The sequence below is a fragment of the Rhizobium sp. SRI_017 genome, assembly GCF_057586295.1.
The window spans coordinates 191,423-207,907 of the sequence record NZ_JBYCZP010000004.1; the positions used below are offsets into that span (position 1 = coordinate 191,423).

Consider the following 16,485-nt stretch of genomic DNA (forward strand, 5'->3'; position numbering starts at 1 on the left):
TCATTCAATGCGCGATATTCAATGCGCGATCATCACATGCCGGACGGCGGTGTAATCTTCCAGCGCATAGGCCGACATGTCCTTGCCATAGCCCGACTGCTTGACACCGCCATGCGGCATTTCGTTGGTCAACATGAAATGGGTGTTCACCCAGGTGCAGCCATATTGCAGCTTGGCCGAGGCCTTCATGGCGCGGGACACGTCCTTGGTCCAGACCGAGGAGGCGAGGCCATAGTCGCTGTCATTAGCCCAGGCGATGACATCGTCATTGTCGCCGAAGCTGGTGACGGAGACGACGGGGCCGAACACTTCGCGGCGGACGATCTCGTCGTCCTGCTTGGCGCCGGCGACGACCGTCGGTTGGTAGAAGAAGCCCTTGTCGGACCCGACCTTGCCGCCGGTTGCGATCTGCATATGACCGAGTTCTGACGCACGCTCGACGAAGCTCGCGACGCGGTCGCGCTGGCGCTTGGAGATCAACGGCCCGATCTCGTTCTCGGTGTCGTCGGCCTGGTTGTACTTGATGGTCGAGACGGCGCTGGCGAGATCGGCGACGAACTTGTCGTGGATCTTGGCATGCGCGTAGATGCGGCAGGCGGCGGTGCAATCCTGGCCGGCATTGTAATAGCCGAAGGTTCTGATCGCACCGACCACGGCATCGATATCGGCATCGTCATAGATGATGACAGGCGCCTTGCCGCCGAGTTCGAGATGCGTGCGCTTGACCGTCTTGGCGGCCGCCGCCAGCACCTTCTTGCCGGTGGCGACGTCGCCGGTGATCGAGACCATGTTGATCTTCGGATGGTTGATCAGGTGGTTGCCGGTGGTTTCGCCGCGGCCAAGCACGACGTTGACTACGCCCTCGGGCAGAATATCGGCCATCACCTTGGCAAGCTTGAGCGCGGTCAGCGGCGTCTGTTCAGAGGGCTTGAAGACCACGGTGTTACCGCCCGCCAGCGCCGGCGCTAGCTTCCAGGCCATCATCATCAGCGGATAGTTCCACGGCGCGATCGAGCCGACGATGCCGACCGGATCGCGGCGGATCATCGAGGTGAAGCCCGGGAGATATTCGGCCGCGACCGGACCATGCAGGGAGCGGATCGCGCCGGCGAAGAAGCGATAGCAGTCGACGATCCCGGGGATTTCATCGTTCAGCACGGCATTGATCGGCTTGCCGCAATTGAGCGATTCGAGCGCGGCGAACGCCGCGGCATCCTTCTCGATCGCATCGGCGATCTTGAGCAGGTAGCCCGCGCGCTGGGCGGGCGTCGTCTCGGACCAGGTGGTAAAGGCCTTCTCGGCGGCATCGACGGCCCGGTCGATCTGGTCGGGCGAGGCTTCCGGGAGCTGAAGCACGGTGTCGCCGGTCTTAGGATTGAGGATCTGCTCCTCGGCTTCGGTTCCGGCCTCGAATTTCGCGCCGATCAGCATTTGGGTATCCATGGTCTTCTCCCTTATTTTCCGGAGCCGGCGGTTTCGGCGCCTTCCCGGGTCAAGTAGTAGGCGCCCAGAATGGGCAGGAAGGTCACGAGCACGACCAGCATCGCCACCACATTGGTGACGGGGCGTTCGCGCGGACGGATCAGTTCCTCGAGCATCCAGATCGGCAATGTCGATTGCTGGCCGGCGGTGAAGGTCGTCACGATCACCTCGTCGAAGGAGAGCGCGAAGGCCAGCATGCCGCCGGCGAGCAGCGCCGTGCCGATATTGGGCAGGATCACATAGCGGAACGTCTGGAAGCCATTGGCGCCAAGATCATAGCTCGCCTCGATCAGGTTACCGGACAGCCGCCGGAAGCGCGCCACCGCATTGTTGTAGACGACCACGACACAGAAGGTCGCATGACCGAGCACGATGGTCCAGAACGAGAAGGGGATCTCCATCAGGCCGAAGGCGGAGCGCAGCGCGATGCCGGTGACGATGCCGGGCAGCGCGATCGGCAGGATGACGAGCAGCGAGATCGCCTCCTTGCCGAAGAAGTTCGAGCGGGCGACAGCCGCGGCGCAGAGCGTACCGAGCACCAACGCCACGGCGGTGGCAATCGCCGCGACTTGCACCGAGAGCGACAGCGCCGCCCAGACATCGGGGCGATCCCAGGCGCGGCCGAACCACTGCAGCGTGAAGCCCGGCGGCGGCCACTTGTAGCTCTTCTCCTCGGTGGTGAAGGCATAGACGAAGATCAGCAGGATCGGCAACTGGAGGAAGAGGAGTCCGGTGCCGGCGGCGATCTTGAGTGCCAGGGGCGCGGAATTGGTCCGGTCAGATCGACTCATTTTCCCACCCCATTTTGGCTGAGCCGTCCGATACGCTCATGGTCTTCTCAGACAAATATCCCTCGACGAGGGAAGAGACTTGCTCTTCTGAGGGGGTGGGTATCCCGAGGCGGATACACATTGCCGTGAATCTTGGTTTGATACCTTCTTCGAGCTTAAGTGTCTTTCTCCGCACTTCCGCAATTTTCTCGAGTGCAAACCAACAACCTTCATCGGACCCGAACAGAGCCGCTTCTTCCCTCATGAAGTGATGTGCGAAATAGTCGCGAAGCTTTTTTACCTCCGATATCTCCTGCGATAGTTCGACGAACTCCTCGATTGCCGCAACCCTCTTAGCCAGATTTCCGAAAGTGAGAGCAACAGCTTGACGTTCGCCCTGGTCGATCGATTTGATCCATTCATCTGTGGAACGCGTTGTGCCCGCTCGGAGCAATTCTCCGGCGAAATGAAACGTAAGCACGTTGATGAGCGAATGCTCAACGAGCGCAAATTTGAAGAATGCTAGACCAAAATGCGCATAAACCTCTTTTTGCAAGACGAGGTTCTCTTCCAAGAGGTCCGGAAATTCTCCGGTTAGCTCAACGCGAGGACTGTCAGATCGCATCGAACGCCCCCTTCCGCTTGGCCGCCCAGAGGTAGAAGGCCATGATAACGATCGGGACGACAGAGAAGGCGGCGGCGAGCGGGATATTTCCGGCCGTGCCCTGCTGCGTATAGACGGCCTGGCCGATGAACAGCCGAGACGAACCGATGATGCCCGGAATGATGTAGTCGCCCAGCGTCAGCGAGAAAGTGAAGATCGAGCCTGCGATAATGCCCGGCAGCGCGAGCGGGAAGATCACGTGGCGGAAGGTCTGCTGCGGCGATCCGCCGAGATCGTAGCTCGCTTCGATGAGGTTGCCCGGCACGCGCTCGAGCGCGGCTTGAACCGGCAGGATCATGTAGGGCAGCCAGACATAGACGAAGACGAGGAACGTGCCGGTATAGCTGATCGAGAGCGACGTACCGCCGACGACGGGAAGTGCGAGATAGCCTTCAAGAAGCCATGTCAGGCCGATCTTGCCGAAGAACCACGAGATGATGCCTTCCTTGGCAAGGATCATTTTCCAGGCATAGATTTTGACCAGGTAGCTCGACCAAAGCGGCAGCATGGCGCCGAGATAGAACAGCGCCTTCCAGCGGCCCTTGGCATAGCGCGCGGCGTAATAGGCGATCGGGAAGGCGATGATCGCCGAGGCGATCGTCACAAGCGCAGCCATCGTCACCGTGCGGATGATGATGTCCATGTTGGAGGCGCGGAACAGTTCGCGGTAGGTTGCCAATGTGAATTCGTATTTCACCTGGCCGGTGAAATCGTCGAGCGAGAAAAAGCTCTGGGCGAGCAGCGCGAAGAGCGAGCCGATATAGATGATACCGAGCCAGAGCAGCGGCGGCGTCAGCATCAGCAGGAGCAGCAGCTTCGGCCGCCGCCAGAAGGTGGCGGACAGGCGGTCCAGCAGGCCGCCACCCCGCTCGATCGTTGGTGGAGAGGTGACGGTGCTCATGCTGCGTCTTCCAGCTTGGTGAGCGACGTGCGGGGGAAGTGAAGCGAAATCGTCTCGCCCTCGGCGGGAAGCTGGCTCGCGGCCGGCAGGTTGGCGTGGAGCCGATGGCCATCGACGTCAACCGCCACCCGCGTCACCGAGCCGAGGAAGCTGCGCGTGGCGAGCGTGCCCGAAAAGCCGATCGCGCCATCTCCAGCCGCACCGAGGGAGATCAGCTCAGGCCGGATGCTCGACCAGGCGCGCTCGCCGGTCAGCTTGGCGGTGATGTCGGGCGAAAGCACATTGGACGACCCGACGAAATCGGCGACGAATTTCGAGGCCGGCCGCTGGTAGATGTCCTCCGGCGTGCCAGCCTGGACGATGCCGCCATTGTTGAAGACTGCCACCCGGTCGGCCATGGAGAGCGCTTCGCCCTGGTCATGCGTCACGAAGACGAAGGTGATGCCGAGCGCCTTCTGCAGGCTCTTGAGCTCCTCCTGCATCTGCTCGCGCAGCTTGAGGTCCAGCGCGCCGAGCGGCTCGTCGAGCAGCAGCACCTTGGGCTTGTTGACCAGCGCGCGGGCCAGCGCCACGCGCTGCCGCTGGCCGCCCGAGAGCTGGCCCGCCTTGCGGGTGCCGTAGCCGGGCAGGGCGACCATGGCGAGCGCCTCTTCGGCAGCCTTGAGCCGCGCGGCCTTCTCGACGCCCTTGACCATCAAGCCATAGGCGACGTTGTCGAGGATGCTCATATGCGGAAAGAGGGCGTAGTCCTGGAACACCGTGTTGACGTTGCGCTTCCAGGGCGGCACGCCATTGGCATTCTCGCCAAAGATCTGGATCTCGCCGCCGGTCGGTTGTTCGAAGCCGGCGATCAGCCGCAGGCAGGTCGTCTTGCCGGAGCCCGAGGGCCCGAGCATGGCGAAGAACTCACCCTCGGCGATGTCAAGATTGACCTGGTCGACCGCCTTCACTTGGCCGAAATGGCGCGACACGGCGCGAAAGGTGACTGCCGGGATCATGGGGATCAGGTCTCCAGTGATATTAGGATGCGAGAGGGCTTACCCCTCACCAAGCGCGCCCATGCATTCGCCTTCGGCTCATGCGGGCTTGCTATCCTCTCCCACAAGGGGAGAGGTAGACTCGTGGCACCGACGGTGCTCAAATAATAAGCGGAGTGCACGCACCCTACCTCTCCCCTTGTGGGAGAGGATACGAAGGCCGGTTGAACGGAGTGAACCTTGGCCGAAGTTGGTGAGGGGTAATCACCCTCACCAGTTCATCGGCTCATTGCCCGCCCATCACTGCGATGTAGTCGTTGGTCCAGCGGTGATACGGCACGCATTCGCCCTGGCTGGCGCATTTCGCAACCGGTGTCTTCCAGAAGCTGATCTTGTCGAAATTGTCGAAGCCGTTATGCGCGCAGCCTTCGTCGGTCAGCAGCGCATTGCCCTTGCAGGCGGCTGGAACCGCGGGAACCGAGCCGAACCAGGCGGCGAGGTCACCCTGGACCTTGGGCGAGATCGAATGCTCCATCCACATATAGGCGCAGTTCGGATGCGCGGCTTCGGCATGCAGCATGGTCGTATCGGCCCAACCCGTCGCACCTTCCTTGGGGAAGACGGACTTTACAGGCTGCTTTTCCGCCTCGAGCAGGTTGACCTGGAACGGCCAGGAGCCCGATGCCACGACGCCTTCATTCTTGAAGTCGTCGATCTGGACCATGGCATCGTGCCAGTAGCGGCCGACGAGCGAGCGCTGGCCCTTGAGCAGTTCGAGCACGGCGGCATATTGCGCCTCGTTCAGCTCATAGGGGTCCTTGATGCCGAGTTCGGGGTTCTTCTGCTTGAGGTATAGCGCGCCGTCGGCGATGTAGATCGGACCGTCGAAGGCCTGAACGCGGCCCTTGTTGGTCTTGCCGTCGGGCAGGTTCTGCTCTTCGAACACGACGCTCCAGCTGTCCGGCGCCTTGTCGCCGAAGACCTTGGTGTTGTACATCAGCACATTCGGGCCCCACTGATAGGGGACGCCGTAATGCACGCCGTCGACCGTGTGCCAGGGCGCATCCTTGAGGCGGTCGTCCACCGTCGACCAGCTTTTGATCAGGTCGATGTTGACAGGCGCCACCTTGCCGCCGGCGATCAGGCGGAGCGACGCGTCACCCGAGGCGGTGACGAGGTCGAAGCCACCCTGGTTCATCAGCGTGACCATTTCGTCCGACGTTGCCGCGGTCTTGACCGTCACCTTGCAACCCGTCGACTTTTCGAATTCGGTGACCCAGTCGTAATTCTTGTCGGTCTCGCCGCGCTCGATATAGCCGGCCCAGGCGACGATCGAGACTTCGCCTTCACCAGGCCCGATTGCCTTGAGCGCCTCGGCGGCAACAACGTTGGTCGTAAAGCTGGCGGCGATGGCGAGTGCTGTCGTGGCTTTAAGAAAAGTCTTCATGCCCGTCTCCCGTTTTTGGTTAGGTTCCCACGGGCGACATGAAGCCTCTTTTTCGCCGCTTTCGCAAATTCATTGTGCAGAATAATGAATTCGGATTTTCCGATATCTATCTATCCCTAACCGCCCGCGCCGTCTCCGCCACGCGCAGGAACTCCTTGGCGGCGGCCGGCAGGCTCGATCCGCGCCGCCAGACAAGCCCGACCTGAACGACGGGCAGGGCGCCCGAGACATCCCGGCTCTCAATCCGATCACCTTCCAGTGACCAGGGTCGATAGACGAGATCCGGCAAGAGCGCGATGCCGGCTCCCGTCGCGACGAGGCTGCGCACCGCCTCGACCGACCGTGTGCGGAAGGCGACATGCGGCTTGGCGCCGAGTGCGGTGAGCAGCTTGCCGGTATTCTCCTCGATCTCGTCCACCGTCAGCATGATCAGCGGTTCACGGGCGATGTCCTTGACCGAGATGATATCGGCGCCGCCGAGCTTGTGGCCAAGCGGCAGCCAGAGACGGTAAGGCGACGTTTCGATGATCTCAGCCTGCAGGGCCATGCGGTCGCGCAGATTGGAAATCGTCATGACGGCGATATCGAGCTCGCCGCCGATCAGGAGATGTTCGAGATAGCTGCCATTGTCCTCGATCGCCGACACATCGACGCCGGGATAGGCGCGGCGATAGCGGCGCAGGAGATCCGAAAGCACATAGCCCGCCACCAGCGAGGTGACCCCGAGATTGAGCGATCCCGTTGTCTCCTCCTTCTTGTCCGAGAAGGCGCGCCGTGCATCCGAGACCTGGGTGAGGATGTTGGTCGCATGCCTCAGGAACTGATGACCGTCATGGGTGATCGTCAGCCCGCGCGAGTGGCGTTCGAAAAGCGTGACGCCGAGATCGTTCTCCAGCTCCTTCACGGCCTCGGTGACGGAAGATTGTGAAATCGAAAGGGCTTGCGCGGCACCGCTCACGGTTCCCTGTTCGGCAACGGCGATGAAATATTGGAGCTGACGCAGCGTGAAGGCCATGCCGGTGTTGATCGCATGGCGGGGCGAGGATTGGCAAGTCGCCGGATGAGAGGACGATCAGTCCTCAGGTACGCCGCGCATCGCCTTTAGAGTCGCCAGTGCAATATCCCTGGCTTTGCCGTGGTCGACAACGGGCTCAGGATAATCCTCTCCTAGTACGACTCCGGCCTTTTTCAGCATGTTCTCCTGCGCCTCAAAGGGGCGATGAACGACAGCATCCGGCAATTTGGCAAGCTCCGGGCACCATCGCCGGACATACGCTCCGCGGTGGTCGAATTTCTCGCCTTGGAGCACCGGATTGAAAATGCGGAAAAAGGGCGAAGCGTCCGCACCGCAGCCCGCCACCCATTGCCAGTTGAACGGATTGCTGGCGGCATCGGCATCGACCAGCGTGTCGCGGAACCAGCGCTCGCCTTCGCGCCAGTCGATCAACAGGTCCTTGACGAGGAACGAGGCGGTGATCATGCGAACGCGATTATGCATGGTACCGGTGTTCCAAAGTTCGCGCATTCCGGCATCGACGATGGGGTAGCCTGTCATGCCGCGCTTCCAGGCTTCGAGCTTCTCTTTGCTGCCGTCCCATTTGAAATTATCGAAGCGCCGGTCGAGATTGACGCTGTCGAGCCGCGGATTGTGGAACAAAGTGTGCCAGGCGAAATCCCGCCAAACCACTTCCTTGCGGAACCGGGTGACGTCTTCCTTGTCGACCTTGGGAAATTCTGTCGCCCGCCAGATCGCATGCGGCGAGATCTCACCAAAGGCGAGGTGAGGGGAGAGCCGGGATGAGTGGGTGTCTGCGGGGAAGTCGCGACCTTCTGCATAGTGCTCCAGTTTTTCGCAAAGAAAGGATTCGAGAACTGCCTGCGAACCGCTTTCACCCGGCTGCCAAAGCGATTTGAATCCCTTTGCCCAATCGGGTTTGTGGGGGAGGAGTTTCCACGATTCGATGGACTCGCAATCGACATCGAAATCGCCGGATGGAATATGATCCGGCACTGCAATCGGCTCCGGAGGGCGATAGGCGCTCTCGAACGCCTTCCAGAAGGGCGTATAGACAGCGTAGTGCTTTCCCTGCTTGGTCTTGAGCACCGTCGGATCGTGCAGCAGAAAGCCCGGCGAGCTCTCGGCGCGGATCCCGTTGTCCTTCAGCCGTGCCTTGATCTCGGAGTCGATTTCGCGCCCCGGACCATCATAGCGGCGATTCCAGAACACGGCCCGCGCGCCGGTCTTTTCCACAAGCCATTCTATGAGATGTCGTGGGTCGCCGGTCAGGGTGATCAGCCCGTTGCCGCGGTCCCGCAGCGATTTATCGAGTGCGACGAGTGAATGGTGCAGCCACCACGCCTGCGCCGCCCCGTTGGCACCTGCTTGTAAATCTCCCGGTTCTCTTATGTAGATGCAGATGACGGGACCGCCCGCCTCAACGGCCCTGCAAAGCGCGAGATTGTCGGCCAGGCGGAGGTCACGTCTGAACCAGACAATGGATGGCGCGCGGTCTGGGTTCGGCATCGGCGTTCCTATGTGGGATTTTCGCTGTCATACGCATCCTCGGTGCGAAAGTTCAGCTGAAGGTCTTGAGGGGGCCGCTTTTGCCAGGCTTTTTACCCGCATCTCGCTTTTCCACCGATTCTTCAAAAAATCGCTTGGCAAATCGGGAAAGCATTTGTATTAGGCCACGCAACGCTGCGGCAACGCGGCATTCCCTGGTAGCTCAGCGGTAGAGCATTCGACTGTTAATCGACAGGTCGCCGGTTCGAATCCGGCCCGGGGAGCCATATAAAGGATCTTTGATCCGAACCTGTACACGCCTCCAGACGCGGTGACGCGCTGGAGGCGTTTGTTTTTCGGTTTCCGGGCAGGCCTTTTCCTTCTTTCGAAACTTTCCAATTTCGCCTTGCGGAGCCTCTACCTTCCTGTTAGAAGCCCGCCAATTCCGCCCGGACAGTGTCATAACCGTCCGTCAGAGAACAGATATTTAAGCTTTCGGGCTTATCGGTTTTCGTCAGTGAGGCCTCGTGGCGGAGTGGTTACGCAGAGGACTGCAAATCCTTGCACCCCGGTTCGATTCCGGGCGAGGCCTCCATCTCAGTCTATCTTACCCCGTGCCTAATCTTCGCTGCTGCGTTTTGCCGCTTGAAAGCCGCCGCTGGCGCGATTAAGAGCGGATACAATACCCGTTTGAACAGGATGCCGACATGGATTATTCCGCGCTGCGCTTGAAGATGGTGGACGGCCAGATACGCACGACGGATGTGACGTCGCATCCGGTGCTCAATGCTTTCCTCGCCGTTCGCCGCGAGGACTTCGTCACCGATCGTCGCAAGGCCGTCGCCTATATCGACAACGACGTCGAAATCGCGCCGGGTCGCTTTCTGATGGCGCCGTCGCCGCTCGCCAAGATGCTGCAGCTCGCGGAAATCCGCCCGACGGATAACGTTCTCGATCTCGGCGCTGGCACGGGTTACACAGCCGCGCTTCTCGGCCACCTTGCTGCGTCCGTTGTCGCGCTCGAAGCCGATGCTGACATTGCCGCCGTGGCGAAAGCCAATATCGAGGCCGCCGGCCTCTCGAACGTCACGGTCGTGACCGGCGACCTCGCCGCCGGCCATGCCGCGAAAGGTCCCTATGACCTGATCATCGTTGGCGGTGCCGTCGAGGAGTTGCCCGAGGCGCTGTTCGCCCAGCTCAAGGAAGGTGGCAAACTTGTGGCGGTCGTCGGCCGCGGACAGTCATCCGGCGCGCGGATTTATGTCCGGGAAGGCGGCACACAGTCCGAGCGCTTCGCTTTCAACGCCTCCGTGCGGTTGCTGTCTGGCTTCACCAAGACCCCGGAATTCCAGTTCTGAGCCGGATCAAGTCGTTCGCTGCGGCATGATGTAGCTGTTGCCGAACCGCAACGTGACTGTGCATTCCTGGCACATGCGGCTATTGACGATTGCCGCGCCGGGTATGCTTGTTCATAGTTTGCGCGCATTTGTCGGTCAGGAGGCTGCCGAGTTGTTTTTGGCGGGCTCCGGGCAGAGTTGAAGACGGACGAAGGTCCGCGTCAGGCGCAAATGACGCCAAGGGTAGGGTGTAAGGCGTGTTGAAGTTCAAAATGGCATTGCTGGCAGCGATCCTCGTGCCGGTGCTGGCACCGATTCAGGTCCGCGCCGATACGATCCTCGATGCCATGGCCAAGGCCTATGAGAACAACCCTGACCTCAATGCTGCACGCGCAGGCTTGCGCGCAACTGACGAAGGCGTGACGATCGCCAAGGCTGGATGGCGCCCGCAGATTTCGGCTTTTGCGCAGCGGACGCAGACTTGGTACGACAATGTCGGGCCGAATTTTCAGGTGGAAGCTCCAAGTGTGGAAAACCCCGCCGGGGTGAGCGACGATCATCTCAAGGCTTATTCGCATCAGCGCGGTCTGACCATCACGCAGCAAGTATTCGACGGGTTCCAAACGCTCAACAACGTTCGGGCTGCAGAAGCCACCGTGTTCTCTGAGCGCGCCTCGCTCCGTGCCAGGGAGATTCAGATCCTCCTGTCTGCGGCGGAGGCCTATTCGAACATCGCGCGCGATCAGCAGATCCTCGGCTACCGCAAGCAGAACCTTTCCTTTCTAAGGGAGCAAGTCGGTGCCTCCAAAGAGCGGCTCAATGTCGGTGAAGGCACGAAGACAGATGTCAGCCTTGCCGAAGCGGAGGTCGCGCGAGCGATCGCCCTTGTTGCACAGGCGGACTCGCAGCTGAAGCAAAGCCAGGCGGTGTATGTCCAGATCGTGGGCGATACTCCCAATGGTATCAAGCAGCCGAAGCCGACCTCGCGCAACCTGCCAAAGAGCATAGACAATGCCGTCGCCACCGGCTGGCGCGAACATCCGCAAATTCTGGCGACGATGCATGCGGTCGACGCCGCGGGCTTTCAAGTGAAGTCGGCCGAGGGCGCCATGCTGCCGGGCGTGGTGATACAGGGCCAGATGCAGAGTACTGATGGGACACGTGCCGAGCGAAGCCTTTCCAACTACGCGTCGCAATCCGTCACCGCCCGCCTGAACGTCCCGATCTATCAAGGCGGCGCCGAGTATGGCCAGATCCGCCAGGCGAAGGAAAAGCTGGGCCAGCAGCGCATCATGCTCGACAGCGTCCGGCTTGACGTGCAAAAGACCATCGTTGCCGCCATGGCGCAATATGAGGCTGCCGTTGCCTCGGTCGAGGCGGGAAGAATGCAAGTCAAGGCAGCCAACGATGCTTTGGCTCAGCTGACCGAAGAGCGGCAATTTGGCCAGGCCACCGCACTCGACGTGCTCCAGGTCCAGGCCACGGTTCTCAACGCGAAAGAGAATCTTGCGGTTTCGCAGCGCGACGCCGTGGTGGCAAGCTACTCCATCATCGCCTCGATCGGCCGCCTGACCATCGAGAATCAGGACCTGAAGGTCGCCGAGTACAAGCCGGAAGAGCATTACGAGAAGGTCAAGGACGCCTGGTTCGGCCTCCGTACGGTTGACGGACGCTAATTTACAAGCGCTTTTCGTAGGTTGCGGGATTCATCTTCTCGACAAATCTGTGCATCATTCTCCGAATTCGATTCGCGCCGGTTCTTTCGGATGCGGCGATGACGTAAGTTGCCGCGAGTGCCGTACGAGCGGCGCGAGAATTGAAATGCGGCGATGCGGGGAAGACAATGGCCCAGCCAAATGTAGTGCGTGAACCTTCCATGGATGAGATTCTGGCGTCGATCCGCCGGATCATTGAAAGCAACGATCCCGTGCCGCCGGGTGTCGCGACCGGCATGGCCGAGCCCGAGGGTTTTTCCGGCAGCGCCGCCAACGATGACATGGAAGAGGTGCCACTAACCATCGACGACGTGTTCGCGTCGCGACAGGAGCCTGCCCGCCAGCCGATGGAAGAGGCTTTCTTCGCCGAACGCGCCGAGGCGCCGCGCGCCGCCGCGCCGAGGGAGCAGGATGTAGCCGCCCAGCCGCAGCGTTCGCTCTCGCTCGCCGATGTCGCGGCGCGCGTGCGTGCCGCGTCGGAGCGCAATCCTGGGCTTCGTGAACTGGCGCCGCAGCCGGCCGAAGAAAATTTCGCGCCGCCCACCAGCCCGCTAATGACGAGCCGGATGGCCGCAGCCGGTGGCTCGCTGCAAGCGGAGCGGCCGCAGGTCGACTGGAACGAACTGTCTGCCCATTCGGAAGCGCCGCGCGAAGAACTGACGCGCATGGAGGAATCGCATCACGTCGAAGACATGCCGGTTATGGCAAAGGTTGAGCCGGAAACGGTGATTTCCAAGTCGGCCGCGAGCGAATCCGCAGCGCCGACATCCTTGATCTCCGTTGATGCCGGCCAGCAAGTCGCTCGTTCCTTTCAGGATCTCGCAGTCGCCATCGACGAGGCCGAGCGTCGTTCCTATGACGACATTGCTGCCGATCTCCTTCGCCCCATGCTGCAGGAATGGCTCGATGAAAATCTGCCGACACTTGTTGAGCGACTGGTGCGCGAGGAAATTGAGCGGGTCGCGCGCGGCAATCGCCGCTAACGCCTGCGATCATTGACTGGGATAGGGCGTTCCGTCCTTGTGAACGAAGCGCCCGTCCGAGTTTGCGCTCATCATGTCGATGTCAGAGCAGGTCGTCAGGTCTTCGGGCTGGCGTGAGCCGACTTCGAGATAGACCGCCACCTTGTCCGACCGGTTCACCAAATGGTGACCATTGCCGGTTGCTTTCGGAAAGACCGCAAAGTCACCGGCCACAAGAACAGTCTCGCCGGCATCTTCGATCAGCACGATTTCGCCTTCGAGAATGTAGACGCACTCGTCTTCATGCGAATGCCAGTGTCGCTGGCTCGACCAGTTGCCGGGTGGCAGCTGCGTGAGGTTGATGCCGAAATCGCTGAGGCCGCCGGCATCGCCGAGCCGCTGGCGGATGCGGTCGGCAGATTGACCATCGAAAGGCTGCGGATAGCCTACGCCCCTGTGCTTCGGCACAGCTGCGATATCGACCTTCGGCATGGCGCTTCTCCCTGGAACCGTGACCTGCACATTGAATGAGGAACTTGCCGAATTCTGCGACGCCGAACAAGTCTCGTCCATCGCCGTTCCGCTTTTTCGCCTTCTGCATTGACTTCGGCGAGCCCAAGCGATTACGGAAGGCTCGCGAATTTGAACCGACGGACACGCCACGATGCTCGAAAAGACCTATGATTCCGCTTCGATCGAACCCCGTATCGCCAAGGCATGGGAAGATGCGGATGCGTTCGCGGCTGGCGCCAATGCCAAGCCGGGCGCAGAGTCCTTCTGCATCGTCATCCCGCCGCCGAATGTCACCGGCTCGCTGCATATGGGCCACGCGCTCAACAATACCCTGCAGGACATCATGATCCGCTTCGAGCGGATGCGTGGCAAGGACGTTCTGTGGCAGCCCGGCATGGATCATGCGGGTATCGCGACTCAGATGGTCGTCGAGCGCCAGCTGATGGAACGCCAGGAGCCCTCGCGCCGCGAGATGGGCCGCGAGGCCTTCGTCGAGCGCATCTGGCAGTGGAAGGACGAATCCGGCGGCATGATCTTCAATCAGCTCAGGCGCCTCGGCGCGTCCTGCGACTGGTCGCGCGAACGCTTCACCATGGACGAGGGCCTGTCCGAGGCGGTGCTTGAAGTCTTCGTCCGGCTCTACAAGGAGGGCCTGCTCTACAAGGACAAGCGTCTTGTCAACTGGGATCCGAAGCTGCTCACCGCGATCTCCGACCTCGAAGTCGAGCAGGTCGAGGTCAAGGGCAGTCTCTGGCACCTGCGCTATCCGCTCGAGCCCGGCGTCACCTATGAGCACCCTGTCGGCTACAACGAAGACACGCAGACCGTCATCACCGAGACGCGAGACTACCTCGTCGTTGCCACGACCCGCCCCGAGACCATGCTGGGTGACACCGGCATCGCCGTTCATCCCTCGGATACGCGCTACCAGTCGCTGATCGGCAAACACGCCACCCTGCCGATCGTCGGCCGTCGGATTCCCATTGTCGCGGACGAGTACCCCGATCCGGAAGCCGGCACCGGCGCCGTCAAGATGACGCCGGCGCATGATTTCAATGACTTCGAAGTCGGCAAGCGCGCCGGTCTTCGGATGGTCAATGTCCTCACCACCGACGCCCGCATCACCATAGCGGAAAACGAGGAATTTCTCGAAGGCCTCGCGCCGAACACGCTTCAGCTTGGCCTCTGGGACCAGCTCGAAGGCATGGACCGCTTTGAGGCGCGCAAGTTCATCGTTACGGTCATGGAGGAGGGCGGCTTCCTCGACAAGATCGAGCCCCACACCCACATGGTCCCGCATGGCGACCGTGGCGGTGTGCCGATCGAGCCGCGCCTGACCGAACAATGGTATGTCGATGCCGCGACGCTGGCCAAGCCTGCCATAGCCTCGGTCCGCGAAGGCCGCACCAACTTCGTCCCGAAGAACTGGGAAAAGACCTATTTTGAATGGATGGAAAACATCCAGCCCTGGTGCGTCTCGCGTCAGCTCTGGTGGGGTCACCAGATCCCCGCGTGGTACGGTCCTGATGGCACCGTTTTCGTCGAGAAGACCGAGGAAGAGGCCCTGCATGCGGCGATCCAGCACTATCTCAGCCATGAAGGCCCGATGAAGGCGCTGGTCGAGGACAAGCTCGAGAATATGAAACCGGGCGAGATCCTCACCCGTGACGAGGACGTTCTCGACACCTGGTTCTCCTCGGCACTCTGGCCGTTCTCGACGCTCGGCTGGCCCGAGAAGACGCCGGAACTGGCGCGCTACTACCAGACCGATGTTCTGGTCACCGGCTTCGACATCATCTTCTTCTGGGTCGCACGGATGATGATGATGGGCCTGCATTTGATGAAGGACGAGCACGGCAAGCCCGTCGAGCCGTTCCACACCGTCTATGTCCACGCGCTGGTCCGCGACAAGCACGGCCAGAAGATGTCGAAGTCCAAGGGCAACGTCATCGACCCGCTGGAGCTGATTGATGAATATGGCGCCGATGCGCTTCGCTTCACGCTCGCCATCATGGCGGCGCAGGGCAGGGACGTGAAGCTCGATCCCGCCCGCATCGCCGGCTACCGCAATTTCGGTACCAAGCTCTGGAACGCGACGCGCTTTGCCGACATGAACGGCGTCAAGCTCGACCTGTCCTTCCGTCCGGAGGCCGCCAAGCTCACGGTCAACCGTTGGATCCTGACCGAATTGGCCGACACTGTGACGCTGGTCACACAAGGCATCGAACAGTTCAGGTTCAACGAGGCGGCCGGCTCGCTCTACCGCTTCGTGTGGAACCAGTATTGCGACTGGTATCTCGAATTGCTCAAGCCGATCTTCATGGGCGAAGATGAAGTGGCAAAGGCCGAGGCGCAGGCCTGTGCGGCCTATGTGCTGTCAGAAACCTATAAGCTACTGCATCCCTTCATGCCCTTCATGACCGAAGAGCTTTGGGAGCACACTGCGGCGCGTGACAGCCTGCTCTGCCATGCCGATTGGCCGACATCGGGTTTTGCCGACAAGGCTGCGGCCGACGAGATCAACTGGCTGATCGAGGTTGTCAGCGGCATTCGTTCGGCACGCGCCGAGATGAACGTGCCGCCTGGGGCCAAGGCACCACTGGTCATCGTCGGCGCAAATGCGCTGACACGTGAACGCAGTGAACGCCAAGGCGCCGCGATTGAGCGCCTCGCGCGCGTCGATGGCATATCCTTCGCCGACGTCGCGCCCAAAGGCGCAGCACAGATCGTGGTCGGCGAGGCCACCGCCTGCCTGCCGCTCGGCTCGCTGATCGATCTCGATGCCGAGAAGGGGCGGCTCGCGAAAAGCCGCGACAAGACGCAAGCCGAAATCGATCGGATCAACGCCAAGCTCAGCAACGAAAAGTTCGTCGCCAATGCGAAGCCGGAACTCGTCGAGGCAGAACGCGAGAAACTCGCCGAGTTGACCCAGCAGCTCGCGAGCCTCGACGCCGCGCTTGCTCGACTCGCGGAAATTTGATCGGAGCCCCTCAGCGGCTAGTTTTCTCTAATTTCGCTCATTGGGCCGGGGTCATACGACCCCGGCCTTTTGTTAATTTTCCGGCGCTTTCCGCCTTGTGACGATTTCGCAACACATTTCCCGTTATTCTCCGGACGCTGCCGGATGTATGGAAAATCGGTCCATTTCCTGCCACAAAACAGGAGCAGCGATGCTGCAAGAAAGCGCGCAGATGGGTTCAGACCCGGTGCGTCA

13 protein-coding genes and 2 tRNA genes are annotated in these 16,485 nt (G+C 61.1%); 6 read left to right on the forward strand and 9 right to left on the reverse strand.

Translation table 11 applies throughout. The features are described 5' to 3' along the window. Nucleotides 1–18: 18 nt before the first annotated feature. From AC2YI2_RS11125 to AC2YI2_RS11160, 8 genes are all read right to left on the reverse strand, one after another. Nucleotides 19–1,443: a gamma-aminobutyraldehyde dehydrogenase gene (locus AC2YI2_RS11125; protein WP_487386537.1), complete on the reverse strand. Its 1,425-nt coding sequence runs from the start codon at nucleotides 1,441–1,443 to the stop codon at nucleotides 19–21. Nucleotides 1,444–1,454: 11 nt separating this feature from the next. Continuing rightward, entirely contained in the window at nucleotides 1,455–2,273 is an 819-nt protein-coding gene (locus AC2YI2_RS11130; protein ID WP_487386538.1) for an ABC transporter permease, read from the reverse strand. After that, a complete protein-coding gene (locus AC2YI2_RS11135) occupies nucleotides 2,260–2,877 on the reverse strand; it encodes a hypothetical protein (protein ID WP_487386539.1) in 618 nt (205 codons plus the stop codon). The genes AC2YI2_RS11130 and AC2YI2_RS11135 overlap by 14 nt, the downstream gene beginning before the upstream one ends. After that, nucleotides 2,867–3,817 (reverse strand): ABC transporter permease, encoded by a 951-nt coding sequence (locus tag AC2YI2_RS11140; RefSeq protein WP_487386540.1) that lies wholly within the window; start codon nucleotides 3,815–3,817, stop codon nucleotides 2,867–2,869. Before AC2YI2_RS11140 ends, AC2YI2_RS11135 begins: the two co-directional genes overlap by 11 nt. After that, nucleotides 3,814–4,815 carry an ABC transporter ATP-binding protein gene (locus tag AC2YI2_RS11145; RefSeq protein ID WP_487386541.1) on the reverse strand — a complete coding sequence of 334 codons (1,002 nt, stop codon included), beginning with the start codon at nucleotides 4,813–4,815 and terminating at the stop codon, nucleotides 3,814–3,816. The genes AC2YI2_RS11140 and AC2YI2_RS11145 overlap by 4 nt, the downstream gene beginning before the upstream one ends. Nucleotides 4,816–5,080: 265 nt before the next feature. Next, nucleotides 5,081–6,241, reverse strand: coding sequence for an ABC transporter substrate-binding protein (locus AC2YI2_RS11150; protein WP_487386542.1), 1,161 nt, complete (start codon nucleotides 6,239–6,241; stop codon nucleotides 5,081–5,083). 106 nt (nucleotides 6,242–6,347) lie between these two features. Then, nucleotides 6,348–7,256: a LysR family transcriptional regulator gene (locus AC2YI2_RS11155; RefSeq protein ID WP_487386543.1), complete on the reverse strand. Its 909-nt coding sequence runs from the start codon at nucleotides 7,254–7,256 to the stop codon at nucleotides 6,348–6,350. A 57-nt stretch (nucleotides 7,257–7,313) separates the two neighbouring features. Then, nucleotides 7,314–8,765: a cryptochrome/photolyase family protein gene (locus tag AC2YI2_RS11160; RefSeq protein ID WP_487386544.1), complete on the reverse strand. Its 1,452-nt coding sequence runs from the start codon at nucleotides 8,763–8,765 to the stop codon at nucleotides 7,314–7,316. Between the two features lie 191 nt (nucleotides 8,766–8,956). On the opposite strand from AC2YI2_RS11160, the gene AC2YI2_RS11165 reads away from it, so the two are divergent. From AC2YI2_RS11165 to AC2YI2_RS11185, 5 genes are all read left to right on the forward strand, one after another. Then, nucleotides 8,957–9,031: transfer RNA gene (locus AC2YI2_RS11165), tRNA-Asn, on the forward strand. 234 nt (nucleotides 9,032–9,265) lie between these two features. Further along, nucleotides 9,266–9,339 (forward strand) — tRNA-Cys (locus AC2YI2_RS11170). A 112-nt stretch (nucleotides 9,340–9,451) separates the two neighbouring features. Next, the gene (locus tag AC2YI2_RS11175; protein WP_487386545.1) at nucleotides 9,452–10,102 is read left to right on the forward strand and encodes a protein-L-isoaspartate O-methyltransferase family protein; all 651 of its coding nucleotides are present in this window, start codon (nucleotides 9,452–9,454) and stop codon (nucleotides 10,100–10,102) included. A gap of 251 nt (nucleotides 10,103–10,353) precedes the next feature. Further along, nucleotides 10,354–11,757, forward strand: a complete 1,404-nt coding sequence (locus tag AC2YI2_RS11180) for a TolC family outer membrane protein (protein ID WP_487386546.1) — start codon at nucleotides 10,354–10,356, stop codon at nucleotides 11,755–11,757. A 167-nt stretch (nucleotides 11,758–11,924) separates the two neighbouring features. Continuing rightward, nucleotides 11,925–12,779 (forward strand): PopZ family protein, encoded by an 855-nt coding sequence (locus tag AC2YI2_RS11185; protein WP_487386547.1) that lies wholly within the window; start codon nucleotides 11,925–11,927, stop codon nucleotides 12,777–12,779. Between the two features lie 9 nt (nucleotides 12,780–12,788). Here AC2YI2_RS11185 and AC2YI2_RS11190 read toward each other — a convergent pair whose 3' ends face one another. Next, a complete protein-coding gene (locus AC2YI2_RS11190) occupies nucleotides 12,789–13,250 on the reverse strand; it encodes a cupin domain-containing protein (protein WP_487386548.1) in 462 nt (153 codons plus the stop codon). 172 nt (nucleotides 13,251–13,422) lie between these two features. Here AC2YI2_RS11190 and AC2YI2_RS11195 point away from each other — a divergent pair, with 172 nt between their 5' ends. Further along, a complete protein-coding gene (locus AC2YI2_RS11195) occupies nucleotides 13,423–16,251 on the forward strand; it encodes a valine--tRNA ligase (RefSeq protein ID WP_487386549.1) in 2,829 nt (942 codons plus the stop codon). Nucleotides 16,252–16,485: the final 234 nt, after the last annotated feature.

What these genes read in the sequence shown, in the direction of transcription:
- AC2YI2_RS11125 (WP_487386537.1), bottom strand. Translation starts at nt 1,443, where the DNA reads ATGGATACCCAAATGCTGATCGGCGCGAAATTCGAGGCCGGAACCGAA.
- AC2YI2_RS11130 (WP_487386538.1), bottom strand. Translation starts at nt 2,273, where the DNA reads ATGAGTCGATCTGACCGGACCAATTCCGCGCCCCTGGCACTCAAGATC.
- AC2YI2_RS11135 (WP_487386539.1), bottom strand. Translation starts at nt 2,877, where the DNA reads ATGCGATCTGACAGTCCTCGCGTTGAGCTAACCGGAGAATTTCCGGAC.
- AC2YI2_RS11140 (WP_487386540.1), bottom strand. Translation starts at nt 3,817, where the DNA reads ATGAGCACCGTCACCTCTCCACCAACGATCGAGCGGGGTGGCGGCCTG.
- AC2YI2_RS11145 (WP_487386541.1), bottom strand. Translation starts at nt 4,815, where the DNA reads ATGATCCCGGCAGTCACCTTTCGCGCCGTGTCGCGCCATTTCGGCCAA.
- AC2YI2_RS11150 (WP_487386542.1), bottom strand. Translation starts at nt 6,241, where the DNA reads ATGAAGACTTTTCTTAAAGCCACGACAGCACTCGCCATCGCCGCCAGC.
- AC2YI2_RS11155 (WP_487386543.1), bottom strand. Translation starts at nt 7,256, where the DNA reads ATGGCCTTCACGCTGCGTCAGCTCCAATATTTCATCGCCGTTGCCGAA.
- AC2YI2_RS11160 (WP_487386544.1), bottom strand. Translation starts at nt 8,765, where the DNA reads ATGCCGAACCCAGACCGCGCGCCATCCATTGTCTGGTTCAGACGTGAC.
- AC2YI2_RS11175 (WP_487386545.1), top strand. Translation starts at nt 9,452, where the DNA reads ATGGATTATTCCGCGCTGCGCTTGAAGATGGTGGACGGCCAGATACGC.
- AC2YI2_RS11180 (WP_487386546.1), top strand. Translation starts at nt 10,354, where the DNA reads ATGGCATTGCTGGCAGCGATCCTCGTGCCGGTGCTGGCACCGATTCAG.
- AC2YI2_RS11185 (WP_487386547.1), top strand. Translation starts at nt 11,925, where the DNA reads ATGGCCCAGCCAAATGTAGTGCGTGAACCTTCCATGGATGAGATTCTG.
- AC2YI2_RS11190 (WP_487386548.1), bottom strand. Translation starts at nt 13,250, where the DNA reads ATGCCGAAGGTCGATATCGCAGCTGTGCCGAAGCACAGGGGCGTAGGC.
- AC2YI2_RS11195 (WP_487386549.1), top strand. Translation starts at nt 13,423, where the DNA reads ATGCTCGAAAAGACCTATGATTCCGCTTCGATCGAACCCCGTATCGCC.